Annotated in this window: 14 protein-coding genes; 5 read left to right on the top strand and 9 right to left on the bottom strand. The window is 63.6% G+C overall.

Features of this window, described 5'->3' with window-relative positions; all coding sequences use genetic code 11:
- From B0G77_RS06100 to flgL, 5 genes are all read left to right on the top strand, one after another.
- Window positions 1–1,218, top strand: coding sequence for a flagellar basal body P-ring protein FlgI (locus B0G77_RS06100; protein WP_243750941.1), 1,218 nt, complete (start codon window positions 1–3; stop codon window positions 1,216–1,218).
- Between the two features lie 9 nt (window positions 1,219–1,227).
- Window positions 1,228–2,154 carry a flagellar assembly peptidoglycan hydrolase FlgJ gene (gene flgJ / locus B0G77_RS06095; protein WP_133661302.1) on the top strand — a complete coding sequence of 309 codons (927 nt, stop codon included), beginning with the start codon at window positions 1,228–1,230 and terminating at the stop codon, window positions 2,152–2,154.
- A 281-nt stretch (window positions 2,155–2,435) separates the two neighbouring features.
- Window positions 2,436–3,200: a flagellar brake protein gene (locus B0G77_RS06090; protein ID WP_133661301.1), complete on the top strand. Its 765-nt coding sequence runs from the start codon at window positions 2,436–2,438 to the stop codon at window positions 3,198–3,200.
- A gap of 238 nt (window positions 3,201–3,438) precedes the next feature.
- Entirely contained in the window at window positions 3,439–5,439 is a 2,001-nt protein-coding gene (gene flgK / locus B0G77_RS06085; RefSeq protein WP_133661300.1) for a flagellar hook-associated protein FlgK, read from the top strand.
- A gap of 14 nt (window positions 5,440–5,453) precedes the next feature.
- Complete coding sequence (gene flgL / locus B0G77_RS06080; protein ID WP_133661299.1) at window positions 5,454–6,674, top strand: flagellar hook-associated protein FlgL; 1,221 nt, start codon at window positions 5,454–5,456, stop codon at window positions 6,672–6,674.
- Window positions 6,675–6,786: 112 nt separating this feature from the next.
- On the opposite strand, the gene fliR is transcribed toward flgL, so the two are convergent.
- The 9 genes from fliR to fliJ all read right to left on the bottom strand — a co-directional run bounded on the left by fliR (window position 6,787) and on the right by fliJ (window position 14,306).
- On the bottom strand, window positions 6,787–7,569 hold the full coding sequence (gene fliR / locus B0G77_RS06075; RefSeq protein WP_133661298.1) for a flagellar biosynthetic protein FliR: 783 nt from the start codon (window positions 7,567–7,569) through the stop codon (window positions 6,787–6,789).
- Between the two features lie 23 nt (window positions 7,570–7,592).
- On the bottom strand, window positions 7,593–7,862 hold the full coding sequence (fliQ, locus tag B0G77_RS06070; RefSeq protein ID WP_133661297.1) for a flagellar biosynthesis protein FliQ: 270 nt from the start codon (window positions 7,860–7,862) through the stop codon (window positions 7,593–7,595).
- Between the two features lie 25 nt (window positions 7,863–7,887).
- The gene (gene fliP, locus B0G77_RS06065; protein WP_133661296.1) at window positions 7,888–8,745 is read right to left on the bottom strand and encodes a flagellar type III secretion system pore protein FliP; all 858 of its coding nucleotides are present in this window, start codon (window positions 8,743–8,745) and stop codon (window positions 7,888–7,890) included.
- Window positions 8,746–9,330: a flagellar biosynthetic protein FliO gene (gene fliO, locus B0G77_RS06060; protein ID WP_133661295.1), complete on the bottom strand. Its 585-nt coding sequence runs from the start codon at window positions 9,328–9,330 to the stop codon at window positions 8,746–8,748. It lies immediately after the preceding gene.
- The gene (gene fliN / locus B0G77_RS06055; protein WP_133661294.1) at window positions 9,327–9,794 is read right to left on the bottom strand and encodes a flagellar motor switch protein FliN; all 468 of its coding nucleotides are present in this window, start codon (window positions 9,792–9,794) and stop codon (window positions 9,327–9,329) included. Before fliN ends, fliO begins: the two co-directional genes overlap by 4 nt.
- Entirely contained in the window at window positions 9,787–10,785 is a 999-nt protein-coding gene (fliM, locus tag B0G77_RS06050) for a flagellar motor switch protein FliM (RefSeq protein WP_133661293.1), read from the bottom strand. The genes fliN and fliM overlap by 8 nt, the downstream gene beginning before the upstream one ends.
- A 55-nt stretch (window positions 10,786–10,840) precedes the next feature.
- Window positions 10,841–11,353: a flagellar basal body-associated protein FliL gene (fliL, locus tag B0G77_RS06045; protein ID WP_133661292.1), complete on the bottom strand. Its 513-nt coding sequence runs from the start codon at window positions 11,351–11,353 to the stop codon at window positions 10,841–10,843.
- 922 nt (window positions 11,354–12,275) lie between these two features.
- Window positions 12,276–13,802, bottom strand: a complete 1,527-nt coding sequence (locus B0G77_RS06040; protein ID WP_133661291.1) for a flagellar hook-length control protein FliK — start codon at window positions 13,800–13,802, stop codon at window positions 12,276–12,278.
- A 54-nt stretch (window positions 13,803–13,856) separates the two neighbouring features.
- Complete coding sequence (fliJ, locus tag B0G77_RS06035; protein ID WP_133661290.1) at window positions 13,857–14,306, bottom strand: flagellar export protein FliJ; 450 nt, start codon at window positions 14,304–14,306, stop codon at window positions 13,857–13,859.
- Window positions 14,307–14,308: the final 2 nt, after the last annotated feature.

The raw sequence follows: 14,308 nt of genomic DNA, 5'->3' as shown, positions 1-14,308 counted from the left end.
ATGGGACTCGCAATTTGCCGCCGCGCCGGCTTCGCCCGTATCCGCCGCCCGCACGGCCGCTTCGGCTCCGTCTGCCGTGCGCTCGCCCTGTTCGCACTGGCGTGCGCAGCGCTGCCCGTCGCCACGCCGGTGGCCCATGCCGAACGCCTGAAAGACCTCGTGTCGATCCAGGGCGTGCGCGACAACCCGCTGATCGGTTACGGCCTGGTCGTCGGCCTCGACGGCACGGGCGACCAGACCACGCAAACGCCGTTCACGACGCAGACCCTCGCGAACATGCTCGCGAACCTCGGCATCTCGATCAACAACGCACAGGCCAATGCGGGCAGCAGCGGCGGTTCATCTTCGCTGTCGAACATCCAGCTGAAAAACGTCGCGGCCGTGATGGTGACGGCGACGTTGCCGCCGTTCGCGCGGCCCGGCGAAGCGATCGATGTGACCGTCTCGTCGCTTGGCAACGCCAAGAGCCTGCGCGGCGGCACGCTGCTGCTCACCCCCCTGAAGGGCGCCGACGGCCAGGTGTACGCGCTTGCGCAGGGCAACATGGCGGTGGGCGGCGCAGGCGCGAGCGCCAACGGCAGCAAGGTGCAGGTGAACCAGCTTGCCGCGGGTCGCATCGCAGGCGGCGCACTCATCGAGCGCGCCGTGCAGACGTCGATCTCACAAGCGGGCACGATGCAGCTCGAACTGAACGACATGGATTACGACACGACGCAACGCATCACCGCGGCCGTGAACAATGCGTTTGGCTTCGGCACTGCCGTCGCGCTCGACGGCCGCACGATCCAGTTGCGCGCGCCGGCCGATCCGGCGCAGCAGGTCGCATTCATGGCGCAACTGCAGAATCTCGACGTGAAGCCGGCACAGGCGGCCGCGAAGGTGATCCTGAACGCACGCACCGGCTCGATCGTGATGAACCAGATGGTGACGTTGCAGAACTGTGCCGTCGCGCACGGCAATCTGTCGGTGGTGGTGAATACGACGCCGGTGGTGAGCCAGCCGGGCGCGTTCTCGAACGGCCAGACCGTGGTTGCGCAACAGTCGCAGATCCAGTTGAAGCAGGAGAACGGAGCGCTGAAGCTCGTCAGTGCTGGAGCGAATCTCGCTGACGTGGTGAAGGCACTCAACGCCCTTGGGGCGACGCCGGCGGATCTGATGTCGATCCTCCAGGCGATGAAGGCAGCGGGCGCATTGCGCGCCGACCTCGAAATCATCTAAGGAACAGCGATGAATTCCGATTCGACACTCAACGCACCCGACCTGTCGCAGCGCTTCGCGCTCGACGTGCAGGGCTTCGACGCCATGCGCGCCCAGGCGAAGGCCGCGCCGCAGGAGGCGATGAAGTCCGCCGCGAAGCAGTTCGACGCGGTGTTCACGCAGATGATGCTGAAAAGCATGCGCGAAGCGACGCCCTCCGACGGCCCGTTCGATTCGCATGACAGCGCGACGTTTACGTCGATGCTCGACCAGCAACTGGCGCAGCAGATGTCGAACAAGGGCATAGGCGTGGCCGATGCGATGCTCAAGCAGTTGATGCTCAATTCCGGCATGCAGGCCGGCGACGCGAATGGCAACAGCGCCGCACTCAACGCGCTCGCAAAGGCCTATGCGAACCCTGCGAACAACGGTGCGTTGCAGTCGGGTAAGGGTTATTCGGCGAACAGCGCACTGACGCCGCCGATGAAAGGCGACGGCTCGTCGCCGAAGATCGATGCGTTCGTCGACAAGCTCGCCGCGCCGGCCCAGGCCGCCAGCCAGGCGACGGGCATCCCGGCGCGTTTCATCATCGGCCAGGCGGCACTGGAATCGGGTTGGGGCAAGAGCGAGATCAGGAAGATCGACGGTTCGACGAGCCACAACGTGTTCGGCATCAAGGCGACGAAAGACTGGACCGGCAAGACGGTGTCGACGGTCACGACCGAATACGTTGACGGCAAGCCGCAGCGCAAGGTCGAGAAGTTCCGCGCCTACGACTCGTACGAGCAGGCGATGACCGATTACGCAGGCATGCTGAAAGCGAATCCGCGCTACGCCCAGGTGCTGAATTCGTCGCACGATGTAAACGGCTTTGCGCACGGCATGCAACGCGCCGGCTACGCAACCGACCCGCACTACGCGAAAAAGCTCATCTCGATCATGCAGAAGATGGGCTGACGCGGCCCGCCTCGCAAGTTCACGCCGGACTTCTCCTCTTTTCGCTGCACTGCGCCGCGCTGCCGGTCCCGCGCGGGTTGAACGTTTGCGGAAAATATTTCGCGAGACGGCCCTAAACTTTGGGGATCCGCTGCCGCTAATCAGATAGACCCGATACCGGAAAGGCGCAGTAAGCAACTCCGGTTGAACGCGCGTCTGAAGGCAACGGACGAGGCCTGCAAAACGGCTCCCCGTCCCCACCCGCAGGACGTGCCCGCAAGAACAGGCATACCGGCAAGCTCATGGATACCACCCAGTCAAATGGCGTCGAAAACAGCCCGGCGAACGACGCTGAAAGCGGCCACGATTTCGGTCGTCGCAATCCGCTGGAAATCGGCGTTCAGCTGCGCAATCTCGTCAACCGTGGCGATTTTCTGACTGTTCAGTACAAGGGCGGACAGCTCGTTACGAAAATCCTCGACGTCGATGTCCGCAGCCGAACGTTTACGTTTGACTGGGGCGCGCTCGCCGAGCAGAACCAGGGATTGCTCGCCGCGCAGCGCAGCCATTTCCACGCGTCGCCGGATGGCGTGCGCGTCGAATTCGCGACGCCGACGCCCCGCGCGACCCAGTACGAAGGCCGGCCGGCATTCGAGTCGGATTTCCCGGAAGTGCTCTTCTACGTGCAGCGCCGCGAGTATTTCCGCGTCGAGGGGCCGATACTCGATCCGTATATCTGCAGCGGCCGCCTGCCGGAGGGCGGGCCATTCCGCTTCGACGTGCAGGACCTGTCGCTGGGCGGCGTCGGCATGCGCACGACGGATGAGCGCGTCGCACAGCTACAGCTGGGCGCGCTTCTGCCCGATACCGAACTGAGTCTCGGCGCGCTCGGCAAGCTGACGGTCGACCTCGAACTCGTTTCGACGCGCGCGGCCGCGCAGCCGAACGGCATGCAGCGTTATCAGCTTGGTTTTCGCTTCGTCACGCTGCCGGGCAACGCGGAGAACACGCTGCAGCGCCTCATCACGCAGCTTGAAATGAAGCGCCGCTCGCTCGTTCGGGCCTGACGGAAACAGGCCGTAAGCAGGTCAGCCGCAGACCGCAGTCAGTTCAAAAGCACGCCTAAGGCACGCACGCGATAATCGCGTGCGCTGCACACCCGACCGACGCCCGCAGAACACGAAATATCCCGCTAAAAAGGGCGTCCCGATCCGCAATTGGCCCTCAATCTTTTTGCGGGTTGGCCGATATACATGGTGTTCAGTCAACTCGGCGGCAGCTGCCGGTCGCCATTCAGGATGACGCATGTCCAGTACCCTTTTCAATATCGGCCTTAGTGGACTCAACGCAGCCCAGTGGGGGCTGACGACGACAGGTCAGAACATCAGCAACCAGGCGACGGCCGGCTATTCGGTCGAGCGTCCCGTCTATTCGGAAACGAGCGGGCAGTACACGGGATCGGGCTATCTGCCGCAGGGCGTGTCGACGACGACCGTGCAGCGCCAGTACAGCCAGTACCTGACCAGCGAACTGAACACGGCGCAGTCGCAGTCGGGCTCGCTGACGTCCTACTACACGATGATCGCGCAGCTCAATAACGCGGTCGGCAGTCCGACGACGGGTATTTCGAGCGCGATCACAAGCTACTTCACGGGTTTGCAGAACGTCGCCAACAGCGCATCCAATCAGGCCATGCGCCAGACCGCGGTGAGCAGCGCGCAGTCGCTCGCCGACCAGATCAACGCTGCGGGCGACCAGTACGACCAGTTGCGCCAGAGCGTGAACACGCAGCTCACCAACACCGTTGCGCAGGTCAACACGTACTCGGCGCAGATCGCGCAGCTGAACGTTCAGATCGCCGCCGCCAGCTCGTCGGGCCAGCCGCCGAACCAGCTGCTGGACCAGCGCGATCTCGCGGTGTCGAACCTGTCGAAACTCGTCGGCGTGCAGGTCGTGCAGGGCAGCAGCGGCTATAGCGTGTTCATGGGCAACGGCCAGCCGCTCGTGGTGAGCGACAAGAGCTTCAACCTCACCACCATGACTTCGCCGTCGGATCCGACGGAACTCGCGGTGGCGTACGCAGGGCTGGCCGGTCAGAATCCAGCACCGACGCCGCAGGCCATCCCGGACAGCACCGATGTGGGCGGCCAGCTTGGCGGCTTGCTGACGTTCCGCAGCCAGTCACTCGATCCAGCCGAAGCCCAGCTGGGCGCAATCGCGACGAGCTTCGCCGCCCAGGTGAACGCGCAGAACGCGCTGGGTATCGACCTGTCCGGCAACGCGGGCGGCGCGCTGTTCACAGTCGGTAGCCCGACTGTCTACACCAACCCGAAAAACACCGGCGGTGCGACGCTGGGCGTCTCGTTCGCGAACGCCGCCCAGCCGACGACGAGCGACTACACGCTCGCCTTCGACGGCACCAACTACACGCTGACCGACAAGGCGACGGGCAGCATCGTCGGCCAGGCGACCAGCCTGACCAATCCGATCGGCGGGCTGCAGTTCACGTTGACAGGTTCGATGGCGGCGGGAGACTCGTTCACGGTCGAGCCGACGCGCGCCGCACTGAACAACTTCGCGCTGACGACCACGAGCGGCTCGGCAATCGCCGCATCTTCACCGGTGCTCGCGACAGTTGGGACGTCGAACGCCGGCTCGGCGACGATCACACAGGGCACGGTCACTGCAGGTTACTCGCTGCCTTCGTCGACGACGACACTCACCTATAGCTCGACGGCCGGCGGCCAGCTGACGGGCTTTCCGCCGTACTCGGTCGTGACCGTGGCGGGGACGCCAGCCACCACGTACACGATCAACGCAGCCGGCACGACACCGGTGCCGTACAGCGCCGCTTCGGGCGCGACCCTGACGATCAATGGCGGCGCTACCGTGCCGGCAGGTGGCGCCATGAACGGTGTGACCGTGACGATCAGCGGTGCGCCCTCGAATGGCGACACGTTCGCGATTGCGACCAACACCGGCGGCGGCCAGGACGGCCGCAACGCGCAGGCAATATCAAACCTCGTGACTGCGAAGCAGCTGAACGGCGGCTCCGTCACGTTGACTGACGCGTACGCGAACTACGTCAACAACATCGGCAATCAGACCAACCAGGTGCAGACGGCGAACACGGCACAGAGTTCGCTCGTCACGCAGATCACGACCGCACAGCAGGCGGTGTCGGGCGTCAACATCAACGAGGAAGCGGCCAACCTGCTGCAGTATCAGCAGCTGTATCAGGCGAACAGCAAGGTCATCCAGACCGCCAACACGCTGTTCCAGACCATCCTCGGCATTTTCCAGTGAGGCGTTGAACGCATATGCGCATCTCTACGAGCCAGTATTTCGGCATGAACGTCCAGACGATGGACGACCAGCAGGCGACGCTCGGGCAACTCTACCAGCAGCTCTCCAGCGGCGTGGCCATCAGCACGCCGTCGGACAATCCGGTGGGCGCCGCCCAGGCTGTCCAGCTGAGCATGCAGGCATCGACGCTGTCGCAGTATTCCACCAACCAGAATACTGCGCTCTCGTCGCTGCAGGCGGAAGACTCGACGCTGGGGAGCGTCAACAGCGTGCTGACCAACGTCAACACGCTGCTCGTGCGCGCCGGCGACGGCTCGCTCAACGACAGCAACCGGAGCGCCATCGCGACGCAATTGCAGGGTCTGCGCAAGCAGCTGATGGGGCTCGCGAACAGCACCGACGGATCGGGCAATTACCTGTTTGCAGGTTTCCAGTCTGCTAACGCGCCGTTCAGCGTCGGCTCGAGCGGCGCTGTGCAGTACACCGGAGATAACGGCGTACAGAGCGTGCAGGTCACCGGCACGCGGACCATCGCGACCGGCGACACCGGCGCGCAGGTATTCCTCAGCGTGGGGGCGGCGGGCACGAGTTCAATTCCTTCGGGAGCGGCCGGGAATACCGGCAGCGGGACGATCAGCCCGGTAAGCACGACCAACGCCGGGAGCGCGACCAATGCGGATCAGTTCTCAATTGCGTTCACGAGTCCGACAACCTATACGGTAACCAACGTTACCGCGGGCACGCCTGCCGTAGCCGGGACGTACACCGCAGGCTCGGCGATCGCGCTCGGCGGCGGCCAGACCGTCGCGATTTCGGGGGCGCCGGCCACCGGCGACTCGTTCAGCGTCACGCCTGCGACGCAGGCCGGCACCGACGTGTTCGCTAACCTCGATGCAGTTGTGGCCGCGTTGCAGGTTCCCGTAGGAAGCTCGACGGCGGCGGCAGCGACCCTGAACAACGCACTGACGACGGGCATGAGCAAGCTCGCCAATACGTTGAACAACGTCGTCACGGTGCAGGCTTCGGTTGGTGGCCGCGAAAACGAAGTTCAGGCACTGCAGTCGGTCACGCAGAGCAACTCGCTGCAGACGCAAAGCAACCTGGCCAATTTCACGGATATCGACATGACGAAGGTCGTCAGCAAGTACACGATGACCCAGTACTCGCTGCAGGCGGCGCAGCAAGGCTTCACGATGATCCAGAAGATGTCGCTGTTCAACTACATCAGCAACTGACCGGCACCGGCAATACTGGCGGTTTGAAAAGAAAGCCCGGGGGCCGCAAGGACCCGGGCTTTCTTTCGGTCCGTATCTGAAGTCCGTCTGGCGTCGGTCGGACTGTTCGCCGCTACCGGAAGGCCGCCGCTACGCGTCCCATTTCCTCGATACCGTTGTCGAACAGCCGGGAGAAGTACGGGATCATGTTCGGCAGCATCAGCTGTACGAGCAGGAGACCGACGATCATCGTCAGCGGCAGGCCCACCTGGAAGACGCCGATCTGCGGCGCTGCGCGGTTGAGAATGCCGAGCGCGAGGTTGCATATCAGCAAGGCGGTGACGACAGGCAGTGACAGCAGCAGTCCGGCCGAGAGAATCGTGCCGCCATACGCGGCCAGCATGCGCCAGGCGTTCGCACCCAGCAGACTGGCCGATATCGGCACCGACTGGAACGTTGCGATGAGCGCATTCAACATCTGCAGATGGCCGTCGAACGCGAGGAACGTGAGCATCGCGATGGCCCACATGTAGCGTGACAGCACCGCGCTCGAGCCGCTCGCGTGAATGTCGAAGAACGTTGCGAAGCCGAGACCCATGCCGAGCCCGACGATTTCGCCGGTCGCCTCGACCGCGGCGACCACGATCTGCATCGTGAAGCCGAGCGCGATACCGATCAGGAACTGGTTGACGATAATCCACAAGCCGTCAGACGAGAAGACCGTGACTTGCGGCATGGCGCCGAGCGTCGGTGCGACGATGATCGTCACGAAACCCGAAAGACCCACCTTCACGCGCGTCGGCACCGACTTGTCACCGAACGCGGGTGCGCTCGCGACGAGCGCGAGAATGCGCACGAACGGCCAGAGAAAGGCGGTCATCCAGGCATTCAGTTGCGCGTAGGTGACGGAAAACATCGAACGTGCGTAGCGGGCGAGGGTCAGGTCGCGAACGACGGGATGCTCGTGAACATGTGACGCATGTAGTCGAGCATCGTCGACAGCATCCACGGGCCGATGATGACGAGCGTGAGGATGATCGCCGCCAGCTTGGGAATGAACGACAGCGTCGTTTCGTTGATCTGCGTGGCTGCCTGAAACAGGCTCACCACGAGCCCGACCACCAGCGCCACGAGAAGTAGCGGCGAAGCGAGCATCAGGGCGACATACATCGCTTCATGCGCGAGTGTGGTGACTGCTTCGGGCGTCATGATCGATATTCCCTGTTTGCGGCGGTCACACGAAGCTCTGCGCGAGCGAACCCAGCAACAGCTGCCAGCCGTCGACGAGCACGAACAGCATCAGCTTGAACGGCAGCGAGATCGTCGCGGGCGAAATCATCATCATCCCCATCGACATCAGCACGCTGGCCACCACCATGTCGATGATGAGGAACGGAATGAAGATCGTAAAGCCGATCTGGAATCCAGTCTTCAGTTCGCTGGTGACGAACGACGGCACGAGCAGCGACAGCGGCACATCTTCCGGGCCCTGCATCGGCGCGGCGTGAGAGATCCGTGCAAAGAGTGCGAGATCGGTTTCACGCGTTTGCCGCAACATGAAGGTCTTGAACGGCGCAAGCCCGCGTGAGACCGCCTGGTCCATCTGCAGCGTGCCTTCGGAGAAAGGCTTGTAGCCGTCTGTATAGGCCTTGTCGAGCACCGGCGACATCACAAACAGCGTCAGGAACAGAGCCAGACCGACGAGCACCTGGTTCGGCGGCGTCGTAGTCGTGCCGAGCGCCTGGCGCAGCAGCGACAGCACGATGATGATCCGCGTGAAGCTCGTCATCATCAGTACCATTGCTGGCAGGAACGTCAACATCGTGAGCAGCAGCATCGTCTGCACGCTCAGCGAATACGTCGTGCCGCCGTTCGGGCCGGGGCTTGTGTTGAAGGCGGGGAGGCCGGCCGTCTGCGCGAATGCGAGCGTCGGCAGCGCGAGCATCAGTGCAGGAACCGCAAGCGGCGCGACGCGGCGCAATGCCGTGCCGACACGGCTGCCTGAGCGCGGCAGTGCGCCTGCTCGCGCGTTTTTCAGCGCGTGGTTGGCCGGCGCGCCGGCATCCTGCGCTTCACGATGATTGAACTGCATTTACTGTTCTCCGCTCGCGCGTCGCTGAAAACGTTTGCCTGCTTCGTTTTTGAGCGCGTCGCGAAAGCGTTGTCCGAAAGTGCCGGGCAGCGCGCCGGGCGCAGCCGGTGTGCACGCGGGCATGAGGTCCGCGCCGGCCGGGCCGGCGGGCATGGTATGAAGCAGCCGCACGTTGCCGGGCGCGGCGCCGAGCACGAGCCACGTATCGCCGATCTCGACGACCGCAACGCGCTCCTTGCCGCCGAGCGACGCGCCCCCGATCGTCTTCACGAGTCCGCTGCGCTGCGAAGGCTGAAGGCCGAGGCGCCGGGCGAGCCATGCGCAACCGAACACGAGGCCGATCACGACGAGTAGTCCCACGAGCGTTTGCAGCACCGCGCCGATACCGAGCGCCGGCACCGCGGAGCCCGCGCCCACGCCCGAAGCGATTTGTGCGGCGTGGTTGACTGCGTTGATGTCGGCGGCACGCGCCACGGTGGCGGCGAGCGCCGCCGGGATCACTGCGGCCAGCGAGGCGAGGCACGTGCGCAGACGAAACGGCACGCCGCTTCGTTCGGGCACGGCGAGGCCTGTCACGCGTTTCATCGGTTCAGCTTCCGGATGCGCTCGGACGGCGTGATGATGTCGGTCAGGCGGATGCCGAACTTGTCGTTCACGACCACCACTTCGCCCTGGGCGATCAGGCAGCCGTTCACGAGCACGTCCATCGGTTCGCCGGCGAGGCCATCGAGTTCCACGACCGAGCCCTGCGCGAGTTGCAGCAGGTTGCGGATTGCGATCTTGGTGCGGCCGAGTTCGACGGTCATCTGGACGGGGATGTCCAGGATCATGTCGATGTCGTTACGCGTGGTGGTCGGTTCGACCTTCGACAGCGGCTGGAACACACCTGCCGTCGCCGCGTTCACTCCGGGGTTATCGTTTTGCTCGGCGAGCGCGCTTGCCCAATCGTCCATTGCAATCTCATCTTCTTCAGTTGCGGCTTCCGTGGCGGCCGGTTGCGGCTCGCCGACCGGGAGTTCCTTCTCCGGCGTGGGGTTCAGCTCACTCATATCCACCTTCCTTCATCGTGTCCGCTGCGCTGATCATCTTCTGGACCCGCAACGCGTACTGACCATTGAAAATTCCGTAGCCGCATTCCATCACCGGCACACCATCGACCTTCGCCGTGATGTGCTCGGGGATATTGAGCGGCAGCACGTCGCCCTTGCGCATGTTCAGGATCTGTTCGAACGTGACCGGCACCTGCGTGAGATCGGCGGTCAGCTCGACTTGCGCCGACTGAACCTGCTGCGACAGCACGCGCACCCAGCGGCGGTCGATATCCATGGCTTCGCCCTGGATCGGCGAGGACAGGATGTCGCGAATCGGTTCGATCATCGAATACGGCATGCAGATGTGCAGCGTGCCGCCCGTCGAGCCGAACTCGATCGAAAACTGCGTGACGATGACGATTTCGTTCGGCGTGGCGACGTTGGCGAACTGCGTGTGCATTTCCGAGCGCACGAATTCGAACTGCAGCGGGCGCACGCTCTTCCACGATGTCGCGTAGTGCTCGAACACGAGGTTGAGCAGTTTGCCGATGATGCGTTGTTCGGTTGCGGTGAAATCGCGGCCTTCGACGCGTGTGTGGAAGCGGCCGTCGCCGCCGAACAGGTTGTCGACGACGAAGAACACGAGGTTCGGATCGAACACGAACAGCGACGTGCCGCGCAGGGGCTTCACGTGGACGAGGTTCAGGTTCGTCGGGATGGGCAGGTTGCGGGTGAACTCGCTGTACTTCTGCACCTTCACCGGGCCGACGGAGATTTCCGCCGTGCGCCGCATGAAGTTGAAGATACCGACGCGCAAAAGACGCGCGAAACGGTCGTTGATGATTTCGAGGCCGGGCATCCGGCCACGGACGATGCGTTCCTGCGTGGCGATGTTGTACGGGCGGATGCCGGACCTGTCGCTCGCATCGGATTCGGCGTCCGATTCACCGGTAACGCCCTTGAGGAGGGCATCGACCTCCTCCTGGGACATGAACTCTTCGTGGCCCATTCCTATTCCTCGTGCGTCCCGTGTCGGTTAATGATGGCAGTCGCGTGAACCGGCGTCACTGCACGACGAACTCGGTGAACAGCACATCGGCGACGTGTACTGGCTGAGCGCCCGTTTCGGTCGGCTGCTCGATCAGCGTTTCGAGTTCTTTGGCGAGCGCGTGCTTGCCTTCGAGCGGCGCGAGTTCTTCCGGATGTTTGTTCGACAGTGCGAGCAGGACACGGCTGCGGATTTCCGGCATGTGTTCGGCGAGGTGTTGCTGAGTCTGCTGATCGTTGAGCTTGAGCGTGAGGCCGATGCGCAGATAGTGCTGCTGGCCGTCGTCGGACTGGAGATTCACGGTCATCGGCTCGAGCGGGAAGAACACCGGGATCGGGCTGGGCGCCGGTGCTGCCGGCGATGTGGAGGCGGCTTGCGCCGGGGCGCTTCTGGACATGAAGAACCAGGTGGCCGCTCCGGCCGCACCAGCGGCGACCAGTACGATCAGCAGGATCACGATGATGCGCTTCATCAGGCCCGGTGAGGACGGCTGCGCGCTGGCTTGCTGGTTTGCGGTCGTGGTTGCCATGGGGTTTTTGATTGCCTCAATTCTGTAAGGTGAATTCTCAGGTTTCTTACGGGTTTGCGATGGGTCGAAAAGAAGGGGTTATTCTGGTTAGCTCATGTGTTTGAGCCTGCCGGCGGGGGTTTTTGTTTGTTGTTGTTTTTGTTTGTTGTTGTTTGCTTGGGGTGGTGCCTTTCCTTGTTTTGCTTCTGGTTTATTGGCGTTGCCCCTGTGCGGGGCGGCACCTACTTTTCTTTGTCCCCCCAGGGGACTTCCTTCGGGGCGTCTTCCAAAGAAAAGTAGGCAAAAGAAAGGCGCTTCGAAAACTCACCTCGTCAAGGTGTGTCGCTAGCGGGGAATGGCACTCCATGAAGTGTCGCCCTCACAGGGGACCCGACATTGGCCCGACGCCAGACCGTCCCTCGCGCAGTGCCGCGTGTGACAAAGCATTCATCCATCCGACTCCGCGCTACGCGCGTCGCCGACCGGCATAACCCCCGCCTTGCCGCCTCGCCACTTCGTCAGGCTTCCCTACCAACTCGACGCGGAGCGGGGCAAACCGCTGGGGTGCAAACGGCACCCTGCCGGAAGAACCCATCCGTGACGCACGTAGTGCGGAGCGGGATGAACGAGCCCTTTGTCACAAGCGGCACTGCGCGAGGGACGGTCTGGCGTCGGACCAATGTCGCGTCCCCTGCGAGGGCGACACTTCATGGGTTGCCGTTCCCCGTGAGTCACACACCGGGAACAGATAAATTTTCGAAGCGCCTTTCTTTTGCCTACTTTTCTTTGGAAGACGCCCCGAAGGAAGTCCCCTTGGGGGACAAAGAAAAGTAGGTGCTACCCCGCACAGGGGCGACGCCAATAAACCAAAAGCAAAACAGGGAAAGGCCAACAAACCAGGTAGACAACCAAAAAAACACAAACTAAAAATACAGCAAAAAAATCAGGCAAAAGTATCAACCAACCCAACAGTTCGCCGAACAGGCACATCAGCAACACTGACAGCGCCATCAGAACCCGCACTGGCGCCGCCAGCACCACCCCTACCGCCCCGCGAGGAGAAAGCAGAACCCCCATCTTGCCCCTGCTGGGCAGTCTGCCTCGCAAACCCATCACTCACACTCGCGCTGCCAAGCCCAATCCCCCCTTGCTCCATCGCTTCGCGAAGCTTCGGAAGCGCAGCTTCCACCGCCTCCCGTACCTGCTGATGCTGCGAAACAAACAACGCATGTGCATGGTTATCGGCAACTTGCAGCACGACCTGTAGCGGTCCGAGATCCTTCGGGTTCAAGGTCAGTTCGGCCGTCTGCTGGTGTGCATTCGAAAGAAACACGACTTTCTGGCTCAGCGCTTCGTCCCAGTCGGGCGTGCCGACCTGTGGGGTCAGCGTCGTGCTGGCCGCCGCGATGGCGTTCGGATTGGTCGTCGGCGACACGGCGTTCGAGGCGGCCGCCGCAGATGCCGCCTGAGTCGCGGCGAGCGCCGCTTGCGCGGAGTCGGCGGCGTCCTTCAGCGTCGCAAAACTGGCCTGTCCATTGCCGGTATTCGCGGCCGCCAGCGCCTCGCCAGCGTTGCCCCCGCCGAGTGCATCAGGCGTCGCCGCCACAGCGGCGTTCGATACCGTCGACTTCACGTTGTCGCCCAACCCGCCCTTTCCATCGGCAAGCTTCGCGCCCGGTGTCAGGCCCGCGCTCGCGCCAGCACCGCGCCCGCCAAGCCCCGTCGCGTCCGCGCTGCCAGCCGTCGCAGTGCCCGCCGTAGCGGCGGTGGTCGCTGGCGTCGCCGCTGCGCCCTGGCCGCTCGCCAGCGCCGCCAGCGCTGCCTGCAAACCGTCCTGAACCGCTTTCGGATCGAGTGACGCGATCTTCTTGCCGAGATTCGTGCCGCTGACCGGAGTCGATGCGACGGGCGTGGTGGCCGGAGCCGTCGCAGCCGGGTCGGCCGGCAATGCGTCCGTGGCCGCCGTGGTTGCCGCGGCGCTCGCCTGCGCCTGTGCCTGTGCGGCAGCCGCCGCCGCTGCGGTTGCCGCCGCAGCAGCCGTAGTGGGCGCTGTCGCCTGCGTGTTCGCATCCTGCTGCGGCTTCGACGTCGTGCCGCCAGCCGGGTTGCCGCTGTCGTTGCCGGAGGTTTGCTGCGTGCTGCCCGTCGATGGGTTCGCCGCCGTCGTGCTGTCCGAGGACTGCTTGCTGCCGGCCGCGTCCGCGCTGTTCGACGAGTTGTCCGGCGACGACACATCGTGCACGCTCGACGAATCCGGCGACGAATCCGAAGACGAAGCCGCCGACGATGATGACGAGGACGACGCGTTTTGCAACGCACTGGCGCTCGCCCGTGCCGCGTTGTTTTGCGAATCGATGCTCTGTTGCAGCGTCTGCGCAAACGGCAGCGCGCTTGAGCTCGCCGGGGAGCCGCTGGACGACGTGCCGCTGGCCGTGCCGAGCAGCGAGTTGATCAGTGAAAGAGGCGACATACCTTATCTCTCGTTCGTGTATCCGTTCGTATCAGTCAGTCATGCGCGGGCGCGTCAGACGCCTTCCACTCGCATCCGGAGAATTCTTGCCGCGTGTTCGTCGGCGTCGCGCTGCTCGCGCCGCGCGGTCTGCTTTGCTTCAACGGCTTCGCCGCGTGCCTGCAAGACTTCAAACGAGCCGAGCTTCTGCTTCTGGCGCTGCCATTCGGGCCTGGCCGCTTCGACCCGTGCCGTCGCGGTGACGAGGAGCTTGCGTTGCTGGTCGATGGCGGCATCGAGCGTGTCGATGAACGCCTGGAAGTTGCGCATGTTGCCGGCAGGCATCCCGGATTGGGCGGTGGCCGTAAAGCGCGCGTGGTACTCGTCGCGATACTGGATCAGCGAATTCAGCTGCGCTTCCACGTCGTTGCGCTCGCGCTGCACACGTGCGAGCCGTTGGGCGGCGACGTCGACGTCGTCCTGCGCGAGACCAATCAGCGTCTTGATCGGAAAATGCTTCGACATCT

The sequence above is a fragment of the Paraburkholderia sp. BL10I2N1 genome, from assembly GCF_004361815.1.
In the GTDB taxonomy this organism is placed as follows: Bacteria; Pseudomonadota; Gammaproteobacteria; order Burkholderiales; family Burkholderiaceae; genus Paraburkholderia.
Note: the sequence above shows the minus strand (reverse complement) of the source record. Positions and strands in the feature narration are given on the sequence as shown.

Excerpts from the sequence above, each read along its gene's own strand:
- B0G77_RS06100 (WP_243750941.1), top strand. The coding sequence starts at position 1 with ATGGGACTCGCAATTTGCCGCCGCGCCGGCTTCGCCCGTATCCGCCGC.
- flgJ (WP_133661302.1), top strand. The coding sequence starts at position 1,228 with ATGAATTCCGATTCGACACTCAACGCACCCGACCTGTCGCAGCGCTTC.
- B0G77_RS06090 (WP_133661301.1), top strand. The coding sequence starts at position 2,436 with ATGGATACCACCCAGTCAAATGGCGTCGAAAACAGCCCGGCGAACGAC.
- flgK (WP_133661300.1), top strand. The coding sequence starts at position 3,439 with ATGTCCAGTACCCTTTTCAATATCGGCCTTAGTGGACTCAACGCAGCC.
- flgL (WP_133661299.1), top strand. The coding sequence starts at position 5,454 with ATGCGCATCTCTACGAGCCAGTATTTCGGCATGAACGTCCAGACGATG.
- fliR (WP_133661298.1), bottom strand. The coding sequence starts at position 7,569 with ATGTTTTCCGTCACCTACGCGCAACTGAATGCCTGGATGACCGCCTTT.
- fliQ (WP_133661297.1), bottom strand. The coding sequence starts at position 7,862 with ATGACGCCCGAAGCAGTCACCACACTCGCGCATGAAGCGATGTATGTC.
- fliP (WP_133661296.1), bottom strand. The coding sequence starts at position 8,745 with ATGCAGTTCAATCATCGTGAAGCGCAGGATGCCGGCGCGCCGGCCAAC.
- fliO (WP_133661295.1), bottom strand. The coding sequence starts at position 9,330 with ATGAAACGCGTGACAGGCCTCGCCGTGCCCGAACGAAGCGGCGTGCCG.
- fliN (WP_133661294.1), bottom strand. The coding sequence starts at position 9,794 with ATGAGTGAGCTGAACCCCACGCCGGAGAAGGAACTCCCGGTCGGCGAG.
- fliM (WP_133661293.1), bottom strand. The coding sequence starts at position 10,785 with ATGGGCCACGAAGAGTTCATGTCCCAGGAGGAGGTCGATGCCCTCCTC.
- fliL (WP_133661292.1), bottom strand. The coding sequence starts at position 11,353 with ATGGCAACCACGACCGCAAACCAGCAAGCCAGCGCGCAGCCGTCCTCA.
- B0G77_RS06040 (WP_133661291.1), bottom strand. The coding sequence starts at position 13,802 with ATGTCGCCTCTTTCACTGATCAACTCGCTGCTCGGCACGGCCAGCGGC.
- fliJ (WP_133661290.1), bottom strand. The coding sequence starts at position 14,306 with ATGTCGAAGCATTTTCCGATCAAGACGCTGATTGGTCTCGCGCAGGAC.